13 protein-coding genes are annotated in these 21796 nt (G+C 71.8%); 5 read left to right on the forward strand and 8 right to left on the reverse strand.

Translation table 11 applies throughout. The features are described 5' to 3' along the window. Positions 1–17 precede the first annotated feature (17 nt). The 5 genes from nudC to AB0L74_RS02840 form a co-directional block, all read right to left on the reverse strand. A complete protein-coding gene (gene nudC / locus AB0L74_RS02820) occupies positions 18–962 on the reverse strand; it encodes an NAD(+) diphosphatase (protein ID WP_365644867.1) in 945 nt (314 codons plus the stop codon). Between the two features lie 154 nt (positions 963–1116). Next, a complete protein-coding gene (locus tag AB0L74_RS02825; protein WP_365644869.1) occupies positions 1117–2529 on the reverse strand; it encodes a dipeptidase in 1413 nt (470 codons plus the stop codon). Positions 2530–2539: 10 nt separating this feature from the next. Beyond that, positions 2540–6277: an ATP-dependent DNA helicase gene (locus AB0L74_RS02830; RefSeq protein ID WP_365644871.1), complete on the reverse strand. Its 3738-nt coding sequence runs from the start codon at positions 6275–6277 to the stop codon at positions 2540–2542. Between the two features lie 370 nt (positions 6278–6647). After that, positions 6648–9992, reverse strand: a complete 3345-nt coding sequence (locus AB0L74_RS02835) for an ATP-dependent DNA helicase (RefSeq protein WP_365644873.1) — start codon at positions 9990–9992, stop codon at positions 6648–6650. Positions 9993–10258: 266 nt separating this feature from the next. Next, positions 10259–10645, reverse strand: a complete 387-nt coding sequence (locus AB0L74_RS02840) for an MGMT family protein (RefSeq protein ID WP_365644875.1) — start codon at positions 10643–10645, stop codon at positions 10259–10261. A gap of 186 nt (positions 10646–10831) precedes the next feature. Here AB0L74_RS02840 and AB0L74_RS02845 point away from each other — a divergent pair, with 186 nt between their 5' ends. From AB0L74_RS02845 to AB0L74_RS02860, 4 genes are all read left to right on the forward strand, one after another. Beyond that, positions 10832–13582, forward strand: coding sequence for a lysylphosphatidylglycerol synthase domain-containing protein (locus tag AB0L74_RS02845; protein WP_365644877.1), 2751 nt, complete (start codon positions 10832–10834; stop codon positions 13580–13582). A gap of 97 nt (positions 13583–13679) precedes the next feature. Then, positions 13680–15224: an alpha/beta fold hydrolase gene (locus AB0L74_RS02850; RefSeq protein WP_365644879.1), complete on the forward strand. Its 1545-nt coding sequence runs from the start codon at positions 13680–13682 to the stop codon at positions 15222–15224. A gap of 145 nt (positions 15225–15369) precedes the next feature. Then, positions 15370–16932, forward strand: a complete 1563-nt coding sequence (locus AB0L74_RS02855) for an alpha/beta fold hydrolase (protein ID WP_365644881.1) — start codon at positions 15370–15372, stop codon at positions 16930–16932. 193 nt (positions 16933–17125) lie between these two features. Next, positions 17126–17470, forward strand: coding sequence for a hypothetical protein (locus tag AB0L74_RS02860; RefSeq protein ID WP_365644883.1), 345 nt, complete (start codon positions 17126–17128; stop codon positions 17468–17470). A 99-nt stretch (positions 17471–17569) separates the two neighbouring features. Here the strand turns inward: AB0L74_RS02860 and AB0L74_RS02865 are convergent, their stop codons facing one another. The 3 genes from AB0L74_RS02865 to AB0L74_RS02875 all read right to left on the reverse strand — a co-directional run bounded on the left by AB0L74_RS02865 (position 17570) and on the right by AB0L74_RS02875 (position 19844). Beyond that, positions 17570–17866, reverse strand: coding sequence for a hypothetical protein (locus tag AB0L74_RS02865; protein WP_365644885.1), 297 nt, complete (start codon positions 17864–17866; stop codon positions 17570–17572). A 420-nt stretch (positions 17867–18286) separates the two neighbouring features. Further along, on the reverse strand, positions 18287–18727 hold the full coding sequence (locus tag AB0L74_RS02870; RefSeq protein ID WP_365644887.1) for a hypothetical protein: 441 nt from the start codon (positions 18725–18727) through the stop codon (positions 18287–18289). Then, entirely contained in the window at positions 18717–19844 is a 1128-nt protein-coding gene (locus AB0L74_RS02875; protein WP_365644889.1) for a hypothetical protein, read from the reverse strand. The genes AB0L74_RS02870 and AB0L74_RS02875 overlap by 11 nt, the downstream gene beginning before the upstream one ends. Positions 19845–20249: 405 nt before the next feature. Here AB0L74_RS02875 and AB0L74_RS02880 point away from each other — a divergent pair, with 405 nt between their 5' ends. Next, on the forward strand, positions 20250–21794 hold the full coding sequence (locus tag AB0L74_RS02880) for a restriction endonuclease (protein WP_365644891.1): 1545 nt from the start codon (positions 20250–20252) through the stop codon (positions 21792–21794). Positions 21795–21796 lie beyond the last annotated feature (2 nt).

The following is a 21796-nucleotide window of genomic DNA, read 5'->3' on the forward strand; positions in this document are numbered from 1 at the left end:
GACGGCGCGCGCCCCGCTCAGACGCTTCGGGTCGGCAGCGGCTTGCCGTACCACAGCTCGATCAGACGGGCCGCGATGGAGATGCCGTAGGGCGGCAGCACCTCGCCGGACTCGAAGGCGGCGGCGAGCTCGTCGCGGGAGAACCAGCGCGCCTCGTGGATCTCGTCGCCGTCGACGTCGATGTCGGTGGAGACGGCACGGGCCATGAAGCCCAGCATGAGGCTGGAGGGGAAGGGCCACGGCTGGCTGGCGACGTACTCGACGGGGCCGACGGCGATGCCGGCCTCCTCGTGGACCTCGCGGCGCACCGCCTGCTCGATGGACTCCCCGGGCTCCACGAACCCGGCGAGGGTCGAGAAGCGGCCCTCGGGCCAGTGCACCTGGCGGCCGAGCAGGATGCGGTCGTCCTCGTCCGTGACGGCCATGATCACCGCGGGGTCGGTGCGCGGATAGTGCTCGGCGCCGCAGGCGGGGCAGCGGCGGATGTGGCCGGCGGCGGCGATGACGGTGCGCTCGCCGCAGCGGGAGCAGAAGCGGTGGGTGCGCTGCCAGTTCTCCAGACCGACCGCGTGCACCATCAGGCCGGCGTCCCGCGGGGACAGCAGCAGCCCCGCCTCGCGGAGCCCCGCCGGGCGGGCGGACTGGTCGATGCGCCCGGGCAGGCCGTCCTTCTGGAGGGCGAAGTAACTCACGCCGTCCTCGTCGATGCCGAGGAAGTAGCGGTGCGCCTCGGTGAGGGGGGCCTCGAAGGAGGGGGTCATGACGAGCTCGGTCCGCCCGTCGGGCGTCTCGTCGATGAGCACCTGGCCGCCGGAGACCACGAAACAGCGCGTCGAGGGGTGGCTCCACGCCGCCGCGAGCCATGCCTCGTCGAGCCGGTGGTGCGCGGCGCGGTCGATACCGCTGGGCGCGGTCAGCGAGATGGGACGGTCGGCGGTGCGGTCGTCGGTCCAGGTGGTCACGGGTGCTTCCAACTCCCCCGGTGCGGCGGTCGTGGTTCGGCGGCGGTTCTGCGTGATGTGCGGGGAGGCGATCGGGCCCGGCCGGGCAGGGCGGTACGGGGCGGTTCTTCCAGTGTGCCCCGCCCCCAGGGCCCCTCCGGCGGGCGCCGCGGGCTCAGGGCGCACGGCGCCAGTGCTCCGCGAGGTCGCCCCACAGGTGCGCGGAGGTTTCGACGCCTTTGAACAGCAGATCGAGTTCCACCTTCTCGTTGGGGGCGTGCCAGCCGTCGGAGGGGACGGAGATGCCCAGGAAGAGCACCGGTGCGCCGAGGACCTCCTGGAGGTCGGCGGCCGGTCCGGACCCGCCCTCGCGGGTGAAGCGGACCGGCTGGCCGAAGGCCCGGCCCATGGCGCGGACCACCGACCGCAGCGCCGGGTGGTCCAGCGGCGTCAGGCACGGGCGCGTGGCCGCGCCGAACGTGATCTCGTGCCGGATCCCGGCGGGGAGCTGGTCGGCGGCCCAGGCGCGGACGGCCTTCTCGATGTGGCCGGGGTCCTGGCCGGCGACCAGCCGGAAGGAGAGTTTCACCATCGCCGAGGACGGGATGATCGTCTTGCTGCCGGGGCCCTGGTAGCCGCCGCCGATGCCGTTGACCTCGGCGGTGGGGCGGGCCCAGACGCGCTCCAGGGTGGTGTGCCCCGCCTCGCCGTGGGCCGCGTGGGACTTCGCCGTGCGCAGCCACCGCTCCTCGTCGAAGGGCAGCTCGGCGAAGAGCGCCCGTTCGCGGTCGGTGAGCTCGATCACCCCGTCGTAGAAGCCGGGGATCGCCACGCGCGCGTGCTCGTCGTGCAGGGCGGCGACCAGGCGGGCCGCGGCGGTGGCCGGGTTGGGCACCGCGCCGCCGAAGGACCCGGAGTGGATGTCCTGGTCGGGGCCGTACAGCCGGATCTCGCACTCGGCGAGACCGCGCATGCCGGTGCACACCGTGGGGGTCTCCTCGGACCACATGCCGGTGTCGGAGACGATCACGGCGTCGGCGGCGAGACGTCCGGCGTGCTTCTCGACCAGGGCGCGGAAGTGCGGGGAGCCGGACTCCTCCTCGCCCTCGATCAGCAGTTTCAGGTGCACGGCGGGCGCGGTGCGGCCGGTGGCGGCCAGGTGGGCGCGGACACCGAGGGTGTGGAAGAACACCTGCCCCTTGTCGTCGGCCGCCCCGCGCGCGTAGAGGCGGTTCTCGCGCACCACGGGCTCGAACGGCTCGCTGTCCCAGCCGTCCTCACGGGCGGCCGGCTGCACGTCGTGGTGGCCGTAGACGAGGACGGTGGGCGCCGCGGGGTCGGCGGCGGGCCACTCGGCGAAGACGGCCGGGGCGCCCGGTGTCTCCCAGACCTCGGCGACCGGGAAACCGGTCTCCCGCAGCTTGGCGGTGAGCCAGTCGGCGCTGCGCCGCACGTCGGGCGCGTGGACGGGCTGCGCCGACACGGACGGGATGCGCAGCCACTCGGCGAGGTCGTCGAGGAAGGCGGCGCGGTGCCGCGCGATGTACGTACGGACGGCGCTGACGGCACTGTCAACGGGCTGGCTCATAGCCACGAGCCTATCCGCCCGCACCGGCGGTCCGGCCGTGCGGTTCGTCACCGCGCGGATCGCCCAGCAGCAGGCGTTCCAGCGCGGGCCGGTCCGGGAGCCCGTCGGGACGTACGACGTCACCGGTGCGCACGTACAGGAACGCGGCCGTCACCGACTCCAGGGGCACCCCCTGCTGCTCGGCCCAGGCCAGCCGGTACACCGCGAGCTGGAGCGGGTCGCCGGTGGGGGCCCGGCTGGTCTTCCAGTCGATGATCTCGTACGTCGCCTCCGGGCCGTCGCCCTCCTTGTAGACGGCGTCGATACGGCCCCGTACGACGCGTCCGGCCAGCGAGAGCTGGAAGGGGGCCTCGACGCGGTAGGGCGTGCGGTGGGCGTACTCCGTGCGCTCGAAGGCGTCCTTGAGTGCCTCCAGGTCGCGTTCATCGGCGATGTCGGCGTCGCCGCCGGGCGGCTCCTCCAGGGCGGGCAGGGGCAGCGTCAGCTCCTCGAAGCGGGCCTCGACCCAAGCGTGGAACCGGGTGCCGCGGCGGGCGGCGGGCTGCGGCGGACGCGGCATGGGGCGGGCCAGCTCCTGGGCGAAGCCGTCGGGGTCCTCGGCCAGCCGCAGCAGCTGCGAGGCGGTCAGCGACGCGGGCAGGGGCACCTCGGTGACGCTGCTGCGGGCGCGCAGGAGCTCGCCGGTGAGGGCGTCGAGGTCGCGGTCCCAGGAGGCGACGGTGCGGGCCTCCTCCGGGGTGAGTCCGGACGGTTCGGGCAGCCGGCGGCGGGCCGGGCCCGGCTCCGGGTGGGGCGGGTGAGGACGCGGAGCGTCGCCCCCGCGGCGCTGTTCGGGAGCCGTGGCCTGGTGCGGGACGGCCGGGCGGGCGGTGACCCGGGGGCCCCGGCCGGCCGGGTCCTGCCCGGGGACGTCGTCACCGGCGAAGAGGTCGTCCTCGGGCGGGGCGTCCGCGACCGGGCCGTCCCGGAGGAAGGGGTCCTGCCGGAGGAACGGGTCGTCCTCGGTCAGGGGATGCCCGTCCGCCCGGGCGGCGTACTCCTCGTCGGGGAACGCGTGGTCGTAAGGGGCTTCACCCTCGTCCGGGAACGCGTGGTCGTAAGGGGCTTCATCCTCGTACGGCTCTGAGGGGGCCGCGTCGAGGATCTCGTCGTCGGACGGGGGTTCGTCCTCGTCCGGCGGGGGCCAGTCCGGGTGGGCGTGGGTGTCCACGTCGGGTGCGTCGGCCGGGCGGCCGTCCGGGTGGGCGGCGAGCTCGTCCAGGTGGGCCAGGACCGTCTCCGCGGCGGCCCGGCGCCGGGCGAGGGAGACCTCGTCCAGGGGCAGCGGCCAGACCTGGTCGGCGGCCGCCTGGTGCAGGGCGGGGTTCTCCTCGCCCTCGGCGGGTTCGTCCGCCCAGACCTCGACCTCGCCGTATCCGGCGGCGCAGTGGTCGTACAGGGCCCGGAGGAAGGCGGACGGTCCGCGGGGCTTCTTCTGGGTGGGTCCCCACCAGTGCCCGGAGCCCAGGAGGAGGGAGCGGGGGCGCGTGAAGGTGACGTAGCCCAGGCGCAGCTCCTCGGTGTGCTGGTGGTCCTTCATGGCCTCGTGGAAGGCCTTGATCCCCTTGGCGTCCCAGGAGGGGACGTCGGGCAGGGTGTCGGCGTCGCCGCGCAGGCCGTGCGGCAGCACCTTGCCCTGGGCCGTCCACTTCTCGCGCCCCTGGGCGCTGGGGAAGGTCCCGGTGACGAGGCCGGGGACGGCGACGACGTCCCACTCCAGGCCCTTGGACTTGTGGGCGGTGAGCACCTTGACGGTGTTCTCGCCGCCGGGGAGGGCGTTGTCGAGGCCCTTCTCGTACTGGGCGGCGGTGCGCAGGAAGCCCAGGAAGGCGAGCAGGGTGGCCTCGTTGTCGCCTGCGGCGAAGGAGGCGGCGATGTCCAGGAAGTTGGACAGGGTCTCCCGGCGGCGGGCGGCCAGGGCCTGCGGGGACGCCGACAGCTCGACCTCCAGGCCGGTGACGGCGAGGACCCGGTGCAGCACGTCCATCAGCGGGTCGGACAGGGAGCGGCGCAGGTCGCGCAGTTCGGCGGCGAGGCGGGCGAACCGCACGCGCGCGTCCGGGGAGAACGGCAGCCCGTCGTCGTCCCCCGTGCCGTCCAGCGGTGTCTCCAGGAAGGTGTCGAGGGCGTCGGCGAGCGAGATCACCTCCGCCGGATCGACGCCCTCGACGGCCTCGGCGAGCCGGCGGTCGGGGTCGTCGTCGCCCTCCACGCGCGCGTGGGACACGAGGAGCCGGGCGCGGCGGCCCAGCAGGGCGAGGTCGCGCGGGCCGATGCGCCAGCGCGGACCGGTGAGCAGGCGGACGAGGGAGGCGTTGGCACCGGGGTCCTGGAGGACCTCGCAGACGGCGACCAGATCGGCCACCTCGGGCAGGTGCAGCAGCCCGGACAGGCCCACCACCTCGACGGGCACGTCCCGGGCCACGAGGGCGCCCTGGATCTCCGCGAAGTCGGTCGCGGTGCGGCACAGGACGGCGATCTCGCCGGGTGCCGTCCCGGTCCGTACGAGGTGGGCGACGGAGTCGGCGATCCAGTCGATCTCCTCGGCGTGGGTGCGCAGCAGGGCGCAGCGCACCGTGCCGTCGCGTTCGGCGCCGGGGGCGGGACGGAGGGCCTCCACGCCCGCGTGCATGGCGCGCAGCGGCTCGGCCAGGCCGTTGGCGAGGTCGAGGAGGCGGCCGCCGCTGCGGCGGTTCTCGCTGAGCGCCCTGCGGGTGGCGGGGGCGCCGCCGGCCTGCGGGAAGTGCTCGGGGAAGTCGTCGAGGTTGGCGACGGAGGCGCCGCGCCAGCCGTAGATGGCCTGGCAGGGGTCGCCGACGGCGGTCACCGGGTGGCCGGTGCCGCCGCCGAAGAGGCCCGCGAGGAGGACCCGCTGGGCGACCGAGGTGTCCTGGTACTCGTCGAGGAGGACGACGCGGAACTCGTCGCGCAGGATGCGGCCCACGTCGGGGAGGGCGGCGAGCCGCGCCGACAGGGCGATCTGGTCGCCGAAGTCGAGCAGATCGCGTTCCCGCTTGGCCGCCCGGTAGCGGATCACCAGGTCGGCGAGTTCGCGGCGGGCGGCGGCGGCCTCGGGGACCTTGCGCAGGCCGGCGTTGGTGAGCTTGACGCCGTCGAGGGTGCGCAGCAGCTCGGCGTCCCACGCGCGCAGCTCCTCCGGCCGCACCAGGTGTTCGGACAGCTCGGCGTCGAGCGCCAGGAGGTCGCCGACCAGGTCGGGGAAGGACCGGGTCAGTGCCGGGTAGGGGCCGGGCGCCTCGCGCAGCACCCGCGCGGCGAGCTGGTAGCGGGTGGCGTCGGCGAGCAGGCGGGAGGCCGGTTCCAGCCCCAGGCGCAGGCCGTGGTCGGTCAGGAGGCGGCCCGCGAAGGCGTGGTAGGTGGAGATCACCGGCTCGCCCGGCGGGTTGTCCGGGTCGATGACGTCCGGGTCGGTGACGCCGGCCTTGACCAGCGCCTTGCGCACGCGTTCGGCGAGCTCGCCGGCGGCCTTGTTGGTGAAGGTGAGGCCGAGTACCTGCTCGGGCGCGACCTGGCCGGTGCCGACCAGCCACACCACGCGCGCCGCCATCACCGTGGTCTTGCCGGAGCCGGCTCCGGCCACGATCACCTGCGGGGCGGGCGGCGCGGTGACGCACTCCGTCTGCTCCGGGGTGAACGGGATGCCGAGGAGCTCTTTGAGCTGCTCGGGATCGGTGATACGAGCGGGCACGTCGAAGAGGCTAACGGCGGCCACCGACAGCGCGGGCCCGATCGGCCGCCGGAACGGAAGAAGCGCAGGTGGCCGGGGGTGGTGCGGTCGGTCACACCGGCTTGTGTCACACCGGCTCACGTCCCAGCGGCTTATGTCACACCGGCCCACGTCCCAGCGGCTTATGTCACAGCTCACGCGACACCGTGAACGCCGTCCCGCGAGCGTCACGCCCGCGTACCCCGATTCCGGGCGGGCGCCAGCCCCGCCTACGTCGCACCCGCGTACGCCGTCTCCGGCGGGCGCCGGGCCCACCCCCGTCGCACCGGCGTACGCCGAAGTCGCGTACGTCGCACCGACGGGCGCGGAGCCGCGTTACGTCCCGCCGGCGTCACTCCACCACGTGCCGCCCCTCGGGCCGCGCACTGCACGACGCCCGGAACGCGCAGTGGGCGCAGTGCTGGCCGGCCGTGGGGCTGAAGCGTTCGTCGAGGACCTTCCCGGCGGCCGTGGCCAGCAGTTCGCCGATCCACTCCCCCGGCTGCCCCGGCGTCCCGTCGAGGGGTTCTTGCGCCTGCACCTTCGGCAGCGTCTCGCCGCCGTCCCGCTTGGCCGCGCCCAGGCGCAGCTGCACGAGTTCGGCGCCGCCCGGCTCGGGCCGCACGCCGTCGAACACGGCGTCGACTGCGCCTTCCCGGACGGCGAGCTGGTAGACGGCGAGCTGCGGGTGCCGGGCCACCTCCGCCGCGCTGGGCGCCTGTTTGCCGGTCTTGAAGTCGACGACGTAGGCGCGGCCCTCCCCGTCGGCCTCGACGCGGTCCATCTGGCCGCGGACGCGCACCTCGTAGTCGCCCGCCCGCAGGGTCACGTCGAAGTCGTGCTCGCTGGCGACCGGAGTGCGCCCCGCGCGGGCCCCGTGGGCGTCCACATGCCACTTCAGGAAGCGTTCGAGCGCCAGGCGCGCGTTCTCCTTCTCCTGCGCCGACTTCCACGGCGCGTCGAAGGCGAGCGCGTTCCACACGGAGTCCAGGCGCTCCATGAGGACGTCGAGGTCGGCCGGGGTGTGCCCGGAGGCGACCTCGTCGGCCAGGACGTGCACCACGTTGCCGAAGCCCTGGGCCGCGGTCGCCGGCGCGTCGGCCTTCACCTCGCGGCCCAGGAACCACTGCAGGGCGCAAGTGCCGGCGAGCTGTTCCAGGGCGCTGCCGGAGAGCACGACGGGCTTGTCGCGGTCGCGCAGCGGCACCTTGCTCTCGGTCGGCTCGAACATGCCCCACCAGCGGTAGGGGTGGGCCGACGGCACCAGGGGACGGCCGTCCTCGTCGGCGAGCGCGGCCAGGCGGGCCAGCCGGCGGGCGGCCGCCTCCCGCAGGGCGTCGGACGCCTGCGGGTCGACCGTGGTGGCGCGCAGCTCGGCCACGAGCGCCGCGACCGACAGGGGCCGGCGGGGGCGGCCGGTGACGTCCTTCGGCTCGGTCCCGAGTTCGGCCAGGAAGCGGGAGGGCTGGTCGCCGTCGTCGGCCGGCGCCTTCACGGCCGTGACGACGAGCCGCTCACGCGCGCGCGTGGCGGCCACGTAGAACAGGCGGCGTTCCTCGGCGAGCAGCGCCCCCGGGGTGAGCGGTTCGGCGAGCCCGTCCCGGCCGATGCGGTCGGCCTCCAGCAGGGAGCCGCGGCGGCGCAGGTCCGGCCACAGGCCCTCCTGGACGCCCGCGACGACGACCAGGCGCCATTGCAGGCCCTTGGAGCGGTGCGCCGTCATCAGGCGGACCGCTTCGGGGCGCAGGGCACGCCGGGTGAGGGTGTCGGCGGCGATGTCCTCGGCTTCGATCTCCTCCAGGAAGTTCAGGGCGCCCTGGCCGCCGGTGCGCTCCTCCGCGCGCGCGGCGGTCGCGAACAGGGCGCATACGGCGTCCAGGTCGCGGTCGGCGTTGCGTCCGGCCGCGCCGCCGCGCCGGGCGGCCCGCTCCAGGCGCGCGGGCCACGGTGTGCCCTCCCACAGGTCCCACAGCGCCTCCTCGGCCGTACCGCCGCCCGCGAGGCGCTCACGGGCCCGGCGGAGCAGCGCGCCCAGGCGCTGGGCGCCGCGCGCGTAGGCGGGGTCGTGCACGGCGAGGCGCTCGGGTTCGGCCAGCGCCCGCGCGAGCAGTTCGTCCGAGGGCGGCGGCAGCGGATTGCCCGCGGCCCGCTCCTCCTCGCGCAGCGCCCGCCCCAGGCGGCGCAGGTCGGCGGTGTCCATTCCGGCGAGGGGGGAGGTGAGCAGGGTCAGGGCGGTCTCGGTTCCGAGCCAGCGGGCGCCGGTCCCGGAGGCGGGGCCGCCGGTGCCGGGCCGCTGCCGGGCCGCCTCCGCCGTCGCCACCGCGCGCAGCGCCGTCAGCAGCGGTGCCACCGCGGGCTCGTGGCGCAGGGGCAGGTCGTCGCCGTCCACGTCCAGCGGGACGCCGGCCGCCGTCAGGGCGCGGCGGAGCGTCGGGATGGTGCGGGAGCCGGCCCGGACCAGGACGGCCATCTCGCTCCACGGAACGCCGTCCTCCAGGTGCGCCCTGCGGAGGATGTCGGCGATGTTGTCCAGCTCCGCACCGGATGTCGGGTAGGTGTACACCTCGACGCGGCCCCCGTCCCGTACGGGGGCCAGCTCGCGGTGGGCGCGTACCCGGTCGGCGGGCAGCCGGGGCAGCGGCATGCGCCGGGCCAGCCGGCGGGTGGCGTCCAGCAGGACCGCGCCGGAGCGGCGGGAGGTGCGCAGGACCTGGACGGGGGCGGGGCGGCCGTCCGCGCGCGGGAAGGTGTGCGGGAAGTCCAGGATGCCGTTGACGTCGGCGCCCCGGAACGCGTAGATCGACTGGTCGGGGTCGCCGAAGGCGACCAGGGTGCGGCCGCCGCCGGCGAGCGCCCGCAGCAGCCGTACCTGGGCCGGGTCGGTGTCCTGGTACTCGTCGACGTAGACGGCGTCGTACCGCGCGGCGAGCCGCTCGGCGACCTGGGGGCGGCCGGCGAGGAGCACCGCGCGGTGGACCAGCTCGGCGTAGTCGAGGACGCCTTGCAGGTCGAGGACGTCGAGATACTCGGCGAGGAAGGCGGCGGCGGCACGCCAGTCGGGGCGGCCGATGCGGCGGGCGAAGGCGTCCAGGGCCTCGGGGCCGAGGCCGAGCTCGCGGCTGCGGGCGAGGACCGCGCGGACCTCGTCGGCGAAGCCTCGGGTGGTCAGGCAGGCCCGCAGCTCGTCGGGCCAGCGCACGTGCGTGAGCCCGAGCCGCTCCAGGTCGGCCTGGCCGGCCAGCAGCCCGCGCACGGTGACGTCCTGCTCGGGGCCGGACAGCAGCCGCAGCGGCTCGGTGAGCCGGTCGCCGTCCTGGTGGGCGCGGACCAGCGCGTAGCCGAAGGAGTGGAAGGTGGTCGCCTGGGGGGCGCGTGCCGCGCCGATGCGCAGGGCCATGCGGTCCCGCAGTTCGACGGCCGCCTTGCGGCTGAAGGTCAGCACCAGGATGCGCTCCGGGTCGCCGCCCCGGTCGATCCGGGCCGCGACGGACTCGACGAGCGTGGTGGTCTTCCCGGTACCCGGGCCGGCCAGGACGAGCAGGGGCCCGGTCCCATGGTCAACCACGGCTCGCTGCGCTGCGTCCAGACGAGGGGGAACCCTCCGCGCGGGCGGGGTACGGACCAGACGGTAGGCGCCACGGCTCCCCTGCCGCACCGGTGGGTGCGGCGGGCGCCTGGTGGTGGAGGAGGAGCTCACGTGGTTCGCCGGTCCTGGTGGGTGTGCTGGGAGTGCGACCGCCTCTCGGGGAGTGCGGTGGCTTCGGGGTGAGGGAGGCACGCGCAGCCGACGCTACGCCGGGGCCCGGATCGGAAGCAGGGGTTCCCCTTCTTCCCTCCGGTCCCCCGGGGCACATGCGTCCCTCGACCCACGAACGTACGTCATGCCACGAACGTCTCCGAAATGCCCCGATTCCCTCATACGGATCACGGGTCACACACCGGCCGGTCCGATGGCGGAAGCTGTCAGGTGTGACCCTCCGCGCCCGCAGCACCGTCCCACCGCGCGCGTCTCAGGTCGAGGCGCGGCAGAGGGCCCTGCGCGGCCCCGCCCGCCTCCTTCAAGGGGGTCCCCTCCACGCGGTAGCGGTCGAGTGCCTCCAGTTCGTGGCCCGGAAGGAGCACGCCGTCGGCGCGGACGACGCGCCACCACGGGACGGCGCCGCCGTAGAGGGCCATCACGCGGCCCACCTGGCGGGGACCGCCCTCCCCCAGCCATTCGGCGACATCGCCGTAGGTCATGACCCGGCCGGGCGGAATCAGTTCGGTGACCTCGAGGACCCGCTCGGCGTAGTCGGGCAGGGAGCCCGCGTGGTCCGCGCGGGCGTCGTCCGGAAGGCGCTCCTCATTCATCCGCCCCATCCTGCCCCACTCCACCGACAACGCGGCGCGTCCGCCGCCACGACGGGCTCTCGCCCGGGAACGGCGCTTCGGGCAGACTGTGCGGCCCCGCGTTCGCACCCTGATGCCCCCGTGTGTCGGTGCGGCATGCCACCATCGTGCGGGCGGTGACCAGTGATACGAGAGCAAGAAGAGACGATGAAGCAGCAGGGAGTGCAGCCCGGCGACCCCGGGGACCCAGAGGGCACCTCTGACGCTTCGCCGCGTCCCGCCACCGCCGGGACGACCGGCGGCCGGGCCCCCGAGGGCGGGACCGCACCGGACGCCGACCCCGCGACCACGACCCACATCGACGAGGTCGAGGGCGACGAACCACTGCTCCCCGCGCGCGTGCACCGCCCCTCCGACCTCATGCGACTGCTGATCGGCGTGCTCGCCGTCGCCCTGCTGCTGGGCATCGCCGCGTTCGCGCACGGCACCACCTCGGGCCTCGAACAGGACATCACCAAGAGGACCGGGCAGGCACCCGACCTGCTGATCAAGATCGCGGGCCTGGCCTCCAGCATCGCGATCCTCCTGGTACCGGTCGCGTTCGCGATCGAACGCCTGGTCAAACGGGACGGGCTGCGGATCGCCGACGGCGTGCTCGCGGCGGTCCTCGCCCATGGTGTGACCCTCGCCACCGACCTCTGGGTCGCCAAGGCGGCGCCCGGCTCCATCCAGGACGCGCTCACCCAGCCCTCGCCCGGAGACATCCACGCCCTCACCGACCCCGTGCACGGCTACCTCGCCCCCGTCATCGCCTATATGACGGCGGTGGGCATGTCACGCCGGCCGCGCTGGCGCGCGGTGCTGTGGATCGTGCTCCTCCTCGACGCCTTCTCGATGCTCGTCACCGGCTACACCACACCGTTCTCGATCATCCTGACGGTGCTGATCGGCTGGACGGTCGCCTACGGGACGCTGTACGCGGTCGGCTCGCCCAACGTCCGCCCCACCGGCCGCACCCTCATGGCCGGCCTGCGGACCGTCGGATTCCACCCGGTGACCGCCTCCCGCGTGGAGGCGGTGCCGTCGGACACGGCCGAGAGCGGCGACCGCGGCCGGGGCTACTTCGTCACGCTCGAGGACGGGCCTCCGCTGGACGTGACGGTCGTCGACCGGGAGCAGCAGGCGCAGGGCTTCTTCTACCGCGCGTGGCGCAACCTGACCCTGCGCGGCTTCGCCACCCGCAGCAGCCTCCAGTCGCTGCGCCAGGCCCTGGAGCAGGAGGCGCTGCTCGCCTACGCGGCGATCGCGGCCGGCGCCAACGCGCCCAGACTGATCGCCACCTCCGAGCTCGGCCCCGACGCCGTGATGCTGGTCTACGAGCACACCGGCGGACGCACCCTGGACTCCCTGGCGGACGACGAGATCACCGACGACCTGCTGCACGACACCTGGCATCAGGTACGGGCTTTGCAGTCCCGGCGCATCGCACACCGCAGGCTGGTGGGCGACGCCATTCTGGTGGATCGTTCCGGCACGGTGATCCTCACCGACCTGCGCGCCGGCGAGATCGCCGCCGGTGATCTGCTGCTGCGCATGGACGTCTCCCAGCTGCTGGTCACCCTCGGCCTGCGGGTGGGGGCGGAGCGGGCGGTGGCCTCGGCGGTGAGCGTGCTGGGCCCCGACGCCGTGGCCGACTGCCTGCCGATGCTCCAGCCCATCGCGCTCAGCCGCTCCACGCGCGCCACGCTGCGCAGACTGGCCCGGGAACGGGCGCAGCGCGAGCGGGACGCGGTCCTGGAGGCCTCGCGGCAGGCCAAGCAGGCCCGCCTGGAGGCGGCCGGCGCCGACACCGGGACCGGCCTTTCGGAGAAGCCGGACAAGAAGGCCGTACGCGCCGAGCAGCGGGCCGAGAAACGGGCCATCGACGAGGCGCTGGAGGAGGCCCGCGAGGAGGACCTGCTCACCCAGATCCGGCACGAGGTGCTGCGGATCAGGCCGCAGGCGCCGATCGAGCCGGCCCGGCTGGAGCGGGTGCGTCCGCGCACGCTGATCAGTTTCATCGCCGGCGCGATCGGCGCGTACTTCCTGCTGACACAGCTCACGCACATCGAGTTCGGGCCGCTGATCGCCAACGCCGAGTGGGGCTGGGTGATCGCGGCGGTGCTGTTCTCGGCGGGAAGCTACTTCGCGGCGGCGATGGCGCTGCTGGGGTTCGTCCCGGAGCGGGTGCCGTTCCTGCGGACCGTGGCGGCGCAGGTCGCCGGGTCGTTCGTGAAGATCGTCGCTCCGGCCGCGGTCGGCGGCGTCGCCCTCAACACGCGCTTCCTTCAGCGCGCGGGGGTGCGGCCGGGGCTCGCGGTCGCCAGCGTCGGCGCCTCGCAGCTGTTCGGCCTCGGCTGCCACATCCTGATGCTGCTGGCCTTCGGCTACCTGACCGGCACCGAGAAGACGCCCTCCCTGTCGCCGTCCCGGACGGTCATCGCGGGCCTGCTGACGGTGGCGGTCCTGGTCCTCGTCGCGACCTCGGTGCCGTTCCTGCGCAAATTCGTCGTCACGCGCGTGCGGTCGCTGTTCGCCGGGGTCGTGCCCCGCATGCTCGACGTGCTCCAGCGCCCGCAGAAGCTGATCACCGGCATCGGCGGCATGCTGCTGCTGACCGCCTGCTTCGTGATGTGCCTGGACGCCTCGATCCGCGCGTTCGGCGACGAGTCCACGTCCATCAGCATCGCCAGCGTCGCCGTGGTCTTCCTCGCGGGCAACGCGCTCGGTTCCGCGGCGCCGACCCCGGGCGGCGTGGGCGCGGTGGAGGCGACCTTGACGGTCGGCCTGATCGCCGTCGGCCTGCCCAAGGAGGTCGCCGCACCGGCGGTGCTGCTGTTCCGCCTGCTGACGCTGTGGCTGCCGGTGCTGCCGGGGTGGCTGGCCTTCAACCATCTGACCCGGAAGGAAGCCCTGTGACGCGGGCGTCCGCGCGGGTCTCCCGCAGCCGCTGACGCCGTCCCACGTACGGCCCCGGCCCCGCGCGCCCGGCCGTGCCCGGCGGCACGATGGACCCATGCCGCACCACTCCCGGCCGAGCGCCGCCGCCCTCGCCGCCGTCGCCGTCGTGCTGTCGTCCCTGGCGGCGGGCTGCGGCGCCGACGCGGGGGACGAGGACCTGACACGGCAGCGGCTCGACTGGAGGGACTGCCCCTCCCCCTCACCGGCCCAGGGCGGAGGCAGCGCCCCCTCGCCCCTGCCGGACGGCGACGCGTGGCAGTGCGCCACCCTGAAGGCCCCCCTCGACTGGGACCGGCCCGACGGCGACACCATCGGCCTGGCACTCATCCGGGCCAGGGCGAGCGGCCCGGACAGCGGGCGGATCGGCTCGCTCGTCTTCAACTTCGGCGGACCCGGCGGCTCCGGCGTGACCACGCTGCCCGCGTTCGGCCAGGACTACGCGCATCTGCGCACCCGCTACGACCTGGTCGGTTTCGACCCGCGCGGCGTCGGCCGCAGCGCCCCGGTGCGCTGCCTGAGCGACCGGCGGCTCGACGCCTACTTCCAGCAGGACGCCACCCCCGACGACGGCGCCGAACGCGCCGGGCTGCTGGCGAACACCCGGGAGTTCAACGCGGCCTGCGAGAAGAACTCCGCGAAGATCCTCCCCCATGTGGGCACCACCGACGCGGCCCGCGACATGGACCTGATGCGCCAGGTCCTCGGCGACGGCAAGCTGCACTACTTCGGCATCTCCTACGGCACCGAACTCGGCGGGGTGTACGCGCACCTGTTCCCGAAGAACGTCGGCCGTGCCGTCTTCGACGCGGTCGTCGACCCCACCCAGACCTCCGAGCAGGGATCGCTGGCCCAGGCCGAGGGCTTCCAGCGGGCACTCGACAACTACGCCGAGGACTGCACGTCGAAGGCCGAGGACTGCCCCGTCGGCGACACACCCCAGGACGTCAAGGACCGCATCGCCCGGCTGCTGAAGAACCTCGACAGCCAGCCCCTCCCCGGCCTCTTCCCCCGCGAGCTCACCCAGACCGCCGCGACGAACGGGATCGCGCAGGCGCTGTACTCGAAGGACTTCTGGGAGTACCTCACCGAAGGACTCAAGCAGGCGTACGACGGTGACGGGCGGGTGCTGATGGTGCTGTCCGACGCCCTGAACGGGCGCGGCGAGAACGGCACGTACAGCAACCTCGCCGCGGCCAACACCGCGATCAACTGCGCCGACGACAAGCCGCGCTACGACACCGCGCACGTGCGGCGCGAGCTGCCCGAGTTCCGCGGGGTCTCCGCGGTGTTCGGCGACTTCCTCGCCTGGTCCATGCTCGGCTGCACCGACTGGCCCGTGGCCGGAGCCGCCGCCCGCCCCGACGTCAGCGCGCCCGAAGCGCCGCCCATCCTGGTGATCGGCACCACCGGGGACCCGGCCACCCCCTACGAGGGCGCCCGGAGGATGGCGGACGCGCTCGGCAAGGGGGTCGGCGTGGAGCTGACGTACGAGGGCGAGGGACACGGTGCCTACAACGGCGGGAACAAGTGCGTGCGGAACGCGGTGGACCGCTATCTGCTGGACGGGAAGGTGCCGGCGAGCGGCACCGTGTGCTCCTGACACGGAAGCCTCACGCCCACAGCACCGACGAAAAATAGCAGGTCGCAGCGTTATCCACAGGCCGAGGAAGGCGTCTGCCGGGCGGCCTACGATGGCAGGACCGCCATCCGCGGCACGGCGGACGGCCTGTGAGGGGGAGAAGTCCATGGCGCGTCTCGTTCGGTGGACGGCGGGGGCGGTCGCCGCCGCGCTGCTGGTGACGGGCTGCGGCTCAGGCTCGCGCGGCGGCGCGGACGGCGGGGCCGACGGGACCAAGAGCGGCCGGAGTACGGAGAAGCCGCGGACGCCGTCCACCGCACCGCCCGGGCTTCCCCCTTCCCTGACCTCGCAGAAGCTCGACTGGGGGCGCTGTGAGGCCGGTGCGGGCGCCCCGGCGCCGGGGCGCGGCTGGAGTTGCGCCACGCTCAGGGTGCCGCTGGACTGGTCCCGTCCCGACGGCGAGACGATCGGGCTGGCGCTGATCCGGGCCGAGGCCCGCGGCGACGACCGCATCGGCTCCCTGCTGTTCGACTTCGGCGGCCCGGGCGGCTCCGGCCTGTCGACGATGCCCTCCTACGCCGGCACCGCCGACCGGCTCCGCGAGCGGTACGACCTGGTGAGCTGGGACCCGCGCGGGGTCGGCGCCAGCGAGGGCGTCCGCTGCCGCGGCGACAAGGAGATCCAGGCCGCCGAATCGGTGGACGCCACGCCGGACACCCCGGCGGAGGAGCGGCGGTTCGTGCGGGACGCCGCGGACTTCGGCCAGGGCTGCCAGCAGGCCGCCGGGGCCCTGATGGCGCACGTCTCCACCACGGACACCGCCCGCGACATGGACCTGATGCGGCATGTCCTGGGCGACGCCCGGCTCCACTACTTCGGCATCTCCTACGGCACCGAACTCGGCGGGGTGTACGCCCACCTGTTCCCCAGGAACGTGGGGCGGATGATCCTCGACGCGGTCGCCGACCCCACCGCCGACACCATCGGGCACGCCGAGAACCAGACCCGGGGCTTCCAGCGCGCGCTCGACGACTATCTGGAGTCCACCGGCCAGGACCCCCGCCGGGGGACCCGGAAGATCGCGGACCTGCTCCAGCGGATCGACACGAATCCGCTGCCGACGTCCACCCCCGGGCGCGAGCTGACCCAGACGCTCGCCCTCATCGGCATCGTCCTGCCGCTGTACGGCGAGGACGGCTGGCCGCTGCTCACCAGCGCGCTGGAGGCCGCCGAAAAGGGCGACGGTTCCGAGCTGCTGGCACTCGCCGACGGCTACAACGAGCGGGACGCGTCCGGCCGCTACGGCACGGGCTCCCACGCGCAGCGCGTCATATCGTGCCTGGACGACAAGCAGCGGCCGACCCTGGCGGAGGCGAAGAGGCTGCTGCCGAGGTTCGAGAAGATCTCGCCGGTCTTCGGGGCCTACCTGGGCTGGGACACGGCCGGCTGGTGCCGCGACTGGCCGGTGCCCGGACAGTACGACACACCGGAGGTGAGCGCACCCGGCGCGCCGCCCATCCTGGTGGTCGGCAACACCGGCGACCCGGCGACGCCCTATGAGGGCGCGCGCCGGATGGCGGACGAGCTGGGCGAGGACGTCGGTGTGCTGCTCACCTGGCGGGGCCACGGGCACGGGGCGTACGGGAAGGGCAGCGACTGCGTCGATGCGGCGGTGGACGCCTATCTGCTGAAGGGAGCGGTCCCGAAGGACGGCAAGGTCTGCTCCTGACCCACTGCCTCACCACGGCCCCACTCGCCACGACCGCGCTCAACCCGCTGACCAGCCCACTCCCTTGACTTCGTCCACAGACCGCCCGACGCGCCGGAAGCTTACGGGACCATGATCACTCGCCCCGAAAACAGCTCCACCGGCCTCGCAGGCCAGCGCTACCGTATGTGGAACTACTGCCGGGAGGGAAGCGTTGCCCACAGAACGCATAGGTGCCGCTACAGGACATCCACACGCCGAGGCCACCAGTACACAGCGCGATGCCAAGTTCCAGCTCATCGCCAACGCTGATCAGGTCACGCATATCGTGTGCTGCCGTGACGTCTCGTGGCAGACCACGTTCTGCGGCATCAGCGGCGCGGACAGCATCAACCCAGCAGCCGAGGTGTTCTGCACCATGTGCCTCGAAGCGATGGAGGCGATGTCACCCGGATGCGTGTCGGCCCTGGTGAAGGTGTGCCCTGTCGACAACCTTAGGTGCCCGGACGAGCACGACGTCCTTCTGCGCTCGGCCAGAGAGACGGACCCCATCGCCTAGCTGTGCCGTCCGAACAGGTCGGTGACGCGGGTTCGAAGGCGATCCGCCGGCAGGGCCGATCGCACAGGGTGCTGTCTTGAAACGATGGCGGACGCACGACTACAGGGCGCAGGTCCACCCGGCCAGGCTGTGCGCGCGTCGCGACTTGGTAACCGCGCCGGGCGGATGGATGGCGCTGCCCTCCTCGGAGGACACGAGTCTGCTCATGGCCCTCAACGCGGTCAGTACCGGATGGTTCATCGAGGAATGCGGTCCGCTGTACCGCAAATGGCCGGACAGAGCACGGCGCAGAGCGAGCATCACGACGACGTTGAGCGACGTGCCCGTATGAAGGTCATTGAGGAGCGCGCCGAGGCTCTTGGCAAGCTCAGCCGTGGCACCTCTGACTGCGCCCACGGTACGCGGTAGAACTTCCTCTACTTCATCAAGTCGGCTCGCTCCGCTCGCCGCGCGCGGCCCGGCCCCCGGCCGGGCCTGCGCTCCTGTCTCCGCCCCGCTCCAGCCCGGCCGACGCCCGTGCCGCGCACACAGCAATCAGCCACCTGACGCCAGAGAGGGGGTACGTCGTGGCTGGGGCGGCCGGCTCCACGGCTTTAGGCAGCCACTTTGGCGCGAGCCTCGCAGATCATGGCCCCAACGTCGTGCTTTACCGGGCAGGTCCACTACCTGCCCGACGCGCCGGAAGCTTACGGGGCCATGATCACTCGCGCCAAAGCAGCTCCAGCCCAAAGCCGCTCCACCGACCTGGAGGGCGAGGCTGGTGCCCCGACAGCATCGGGGGCCTAGCGAGACACCGGCATGCGGTGTCCCAAACTCCTAGGCCGTCGGCCCGTATTGCCAGCCTCGCTTTTCAGCCTTATCCCGCAAGGCGCTGGCTCGCCGTTTCTGCTGCTTTGTGCTGGGCACGCCCTTGAAGTCAATGAAAGAATGCCCCGGAGGGCGTTCCTCGCCGTCATCGACTTGAGAGTCGTCTACGACGGTGAGGTCAACATCCTGAACGTCGGCGACGTCAACGCAGTAGACGCCGATCGACTTAAGACCCATGACCTCAGTATGGTGCCGGTGAGCAGCCTCGGCTGTGACGACCGAAGCCCTCGTCACAGACAGTTCACCCGAGTCTTTGGGTGTGGGGCTGAAAAGTTGACTGGTGACTCGCCCTTCATGGATCCAGATCGGATGAACTTGGCGCCATAGCCTCTCTTCTTGATCCGTTATCTCGAATTCACCAGGGCGAAGGTTCGAGCCATCAGTCGGCATATTCAGCGATCCCCCCGATCACGAACTCTGCAATCTCGTTCAGCTGACGCCAATGGAATGTCTTATCGCACTCCCGGTCGTCTTGCTTCGAGAAAGAATAAGCTTCTACCTTATCGTCAGGCGTAACAGTAAGCGTTACCTCGCCCGCTGAATACGGCCACTCTAGCTGCACGCCTCCGTCTTCCGTCGGGTAGATGTAAGGGCGCTGTACCTGCTCGTCTAGGAACTCGAGCAGAAGCGACTCCACTTCACGCAAAACCTTGCGGCTCACCGGCTGGCCCACCCCATCCAGCCAGCCGGCTTCCAGGTCGTGCAACTCCGACAGACGATCTGACCAATCTGCCGGGAGTACCGGCTCGATGGACAGGACGTCCTGAATCTCGATGATATCCTCGTTAATCGACTGAATAGCCACTGCGTTAATGGCGACAGTCGGTGCCATCGTTGAGCGGTCGAGGTACTGCTTTAGATCAGCGACGATATCATCCGAGGAAAAGCGCCCAGGGACCACCTTCTCGCCCCGGGTCAGGCGGAATTCGAAGATACCCTTATCCGCACTAACTCCGACTACTTGACCCGAGACTAGTGTCTCAATCTCGAACCTTTCAAGGCGTGCCTGTTCGTGAATCTGTCGACGAACGGATTGCGAGTAAATGACAGAATTGGGCGTGCCGCTGTCGAACTCGATAATCTCATCGTCTCGCAGGCTTCTCCCAAAACGCGAGAACTCGCGTAGGGCATGCGGTGGGAAGTTTCGAGGGATCCCTGAGCCTGCCTGAATTGACCTGAGAGCGTCCTGGATTACTACTCGCGCCTCATCAAAGATACCGGCATCTCGATCATCGAAGAGGACGTCGGCGTCAACAGTGGTCCGCTCTAGGACAGGAATTACGCTACCCCGGCGAATGTCTGAAAGGCGAAGCGAGAAGGAAGAGGCAAATCCCCTGGGGACGCGCTGACGCGATGCATGGCGCTGCTTGTACAGTCCCCGAGCGACATCTATCACCAATCGCTCATACCTGGCAAATTCGGCCAACACCTCGACAGGCAGGCCAGGCTCCTCGTAGCGCCCGCCCTGCAAACGCCATGATCCAAATGCCCGACTGATCTCGCCCATGCCCCCCACCCTACTGAGACCGCGCCAGGACCCCCGGTTTCGCACTCCAGCGCAGATCAATTTTGCCCTGATGCACCATCAGAAGCAATCGAACAACATCACCAGATTGACCCGCTCGTCTTGCGGCGTCTGCCCATGCAGTACGCAAGCATGCGGCACAGTGCATGCGCCAATCGTGTGGATCTTGGGTGTCCAACTAGGCGCCGCGCCCCTCCTCGACGGCGACAGTGCAGGCAATGACCAGCGGCGGCCGGGTTGGCGCAGGACCAATCGGGGGTGGCGTAGTGCGTGATTCTGCGAAGTGAGGGGGGAATGCACCTCTGGTAAGCCAAGCCAGGGGAGGGCTAGCAGGTGGCGCAGCGGGGTAGCGGCCGAGGCAACGAGTACCAGCGGCAGGAGCAGGCTTTGCGGCGGGCCAAGGAGCAACAGGCCCGCCAAGCGGAGCGGGCCTGTAAGGCTGCTGAGGCGGCCAGCAAACGGCGGGAGCAAGCGCGGAAAGCTGCGTATCAAGAGCAGCAAGCCGAGCAGGCCAGGGTGCAGACGATCGGGGTCGAGCACGAGGTCGAGCAGTTGAGCCTGTTGCTGCGTGATGCTCTGGTCGGTGACCCGCCTACGACGTTCGAGCGCCGGCGGAGGACTCATACGCCGACGGTGTTAGATGAACGCCCTTGGTCCCGCCCGGAGCCTTCACCGCGGTGGGAAGACTTCGCGCCTCCCGAGCCCGGCGGGCTCGCTGCCGTCCTGGGCTTTGGCAGGAAGCGATACGAGGCAGAGGTAGCCGAGGCCCGTAAGCGATTCAGCGAAGCGCAGGAGCGGCATGCGCGAGCTGAGGAGAAGCGCCGGGCGATGCTGGAGCAGAAGCGCGCGGAGCACTGCCGGGCGGAGGAGCGAGCCGCTGAGGAGGTCGAGGCCTTCAACAGACAGTTGGACAAGCAACGCAAGGCATACCGCGCTGGCGATCCGGACGCAGTGGAAGCGCACCTGGGGGCCATCCTCGATGCCTCGTCGTACCCGATGGGCTTCCCGCACGAGCACCGCATCGCCTTCCGTCCTGCTACGGGGGACGTCCTTGTCGAGATTCAGCTGCCTCCAGAGACGATCGTGCCCGCCGCACGCGGCTACAGGTACGTGAAGAGCCGGGACGAGACGACTGTGGTGCCTCGGCCGGAGAAGGAGCGCAAGGAGATCTACTCGTCCGTCTTGGCGCAGGTCGCTCTGAGGACCGTCCACGAGATCCTGACCGGCGATCCGGACCGAGTAGTCAGCGGGGTCATTCTGAACGGTCGCGTCAAGACCATCGACCGAGCTACAGGTCAGGAAGTCTCACCCTGTCTCGTCACGCTGAGCGCCAGCAGGGAACAGTTCGGCAAGCTGCGCCTCAGCCAGGTCGATCCGGCTGCCTGTCTCAGGGGACTCAGCGCGCTCGTCTCTCCCAACCCCTACGACCTCGAACCCATTCGGCCCATCATCGAGTTTGATCTGACCAAGTACCGCCTGATGGACAGCATGGACGTCGTAGCTGACCTTGACAGTAGGCCCGTACTGGTCAAGCTGACCCCCACCGAGTTCGAGCACTTGATCCGCCAACTCTTCGAGGCGATCGGGATGGAGGCGTGGAACACCCAGGCTTCGAAAGACGAAGGTGTTGACGCGGTGGCCGTCAGCAAGGACCCGGTGTTCAACGGTGAGTGCATCATCCAGGCCAAGCGTTACAGCAAGCTCGTTGGTGTTGAGGCTGTCCAGGCGCTGGCCGGCGTCGTGGAGCACAAGCGCGCCGCCAAAGGCATCCTGATCACCACCTCGTGGTTCGGTAGGGCCAGCCACGACTTCGCCCGTCAGCATGGTCGGCTCCAACTCATCGAAGGCCCGGAGCTCAAGTACCTGATCAAGGAACACCTAGGCAAGGACGTGATCCCGGGACCGGTCCCTCCAAAACGTCCGTCGCGCTGAGA

The sequence above is a fragment of the Streptomyces sp. NPDC052020 genome (assembly GCF_040680575.1).
Classification (GTDB): Bacteria; Actinomycetota; Actinomycetes; order Streptomycetales; family Streptomycetaceae; genus Streptomyces.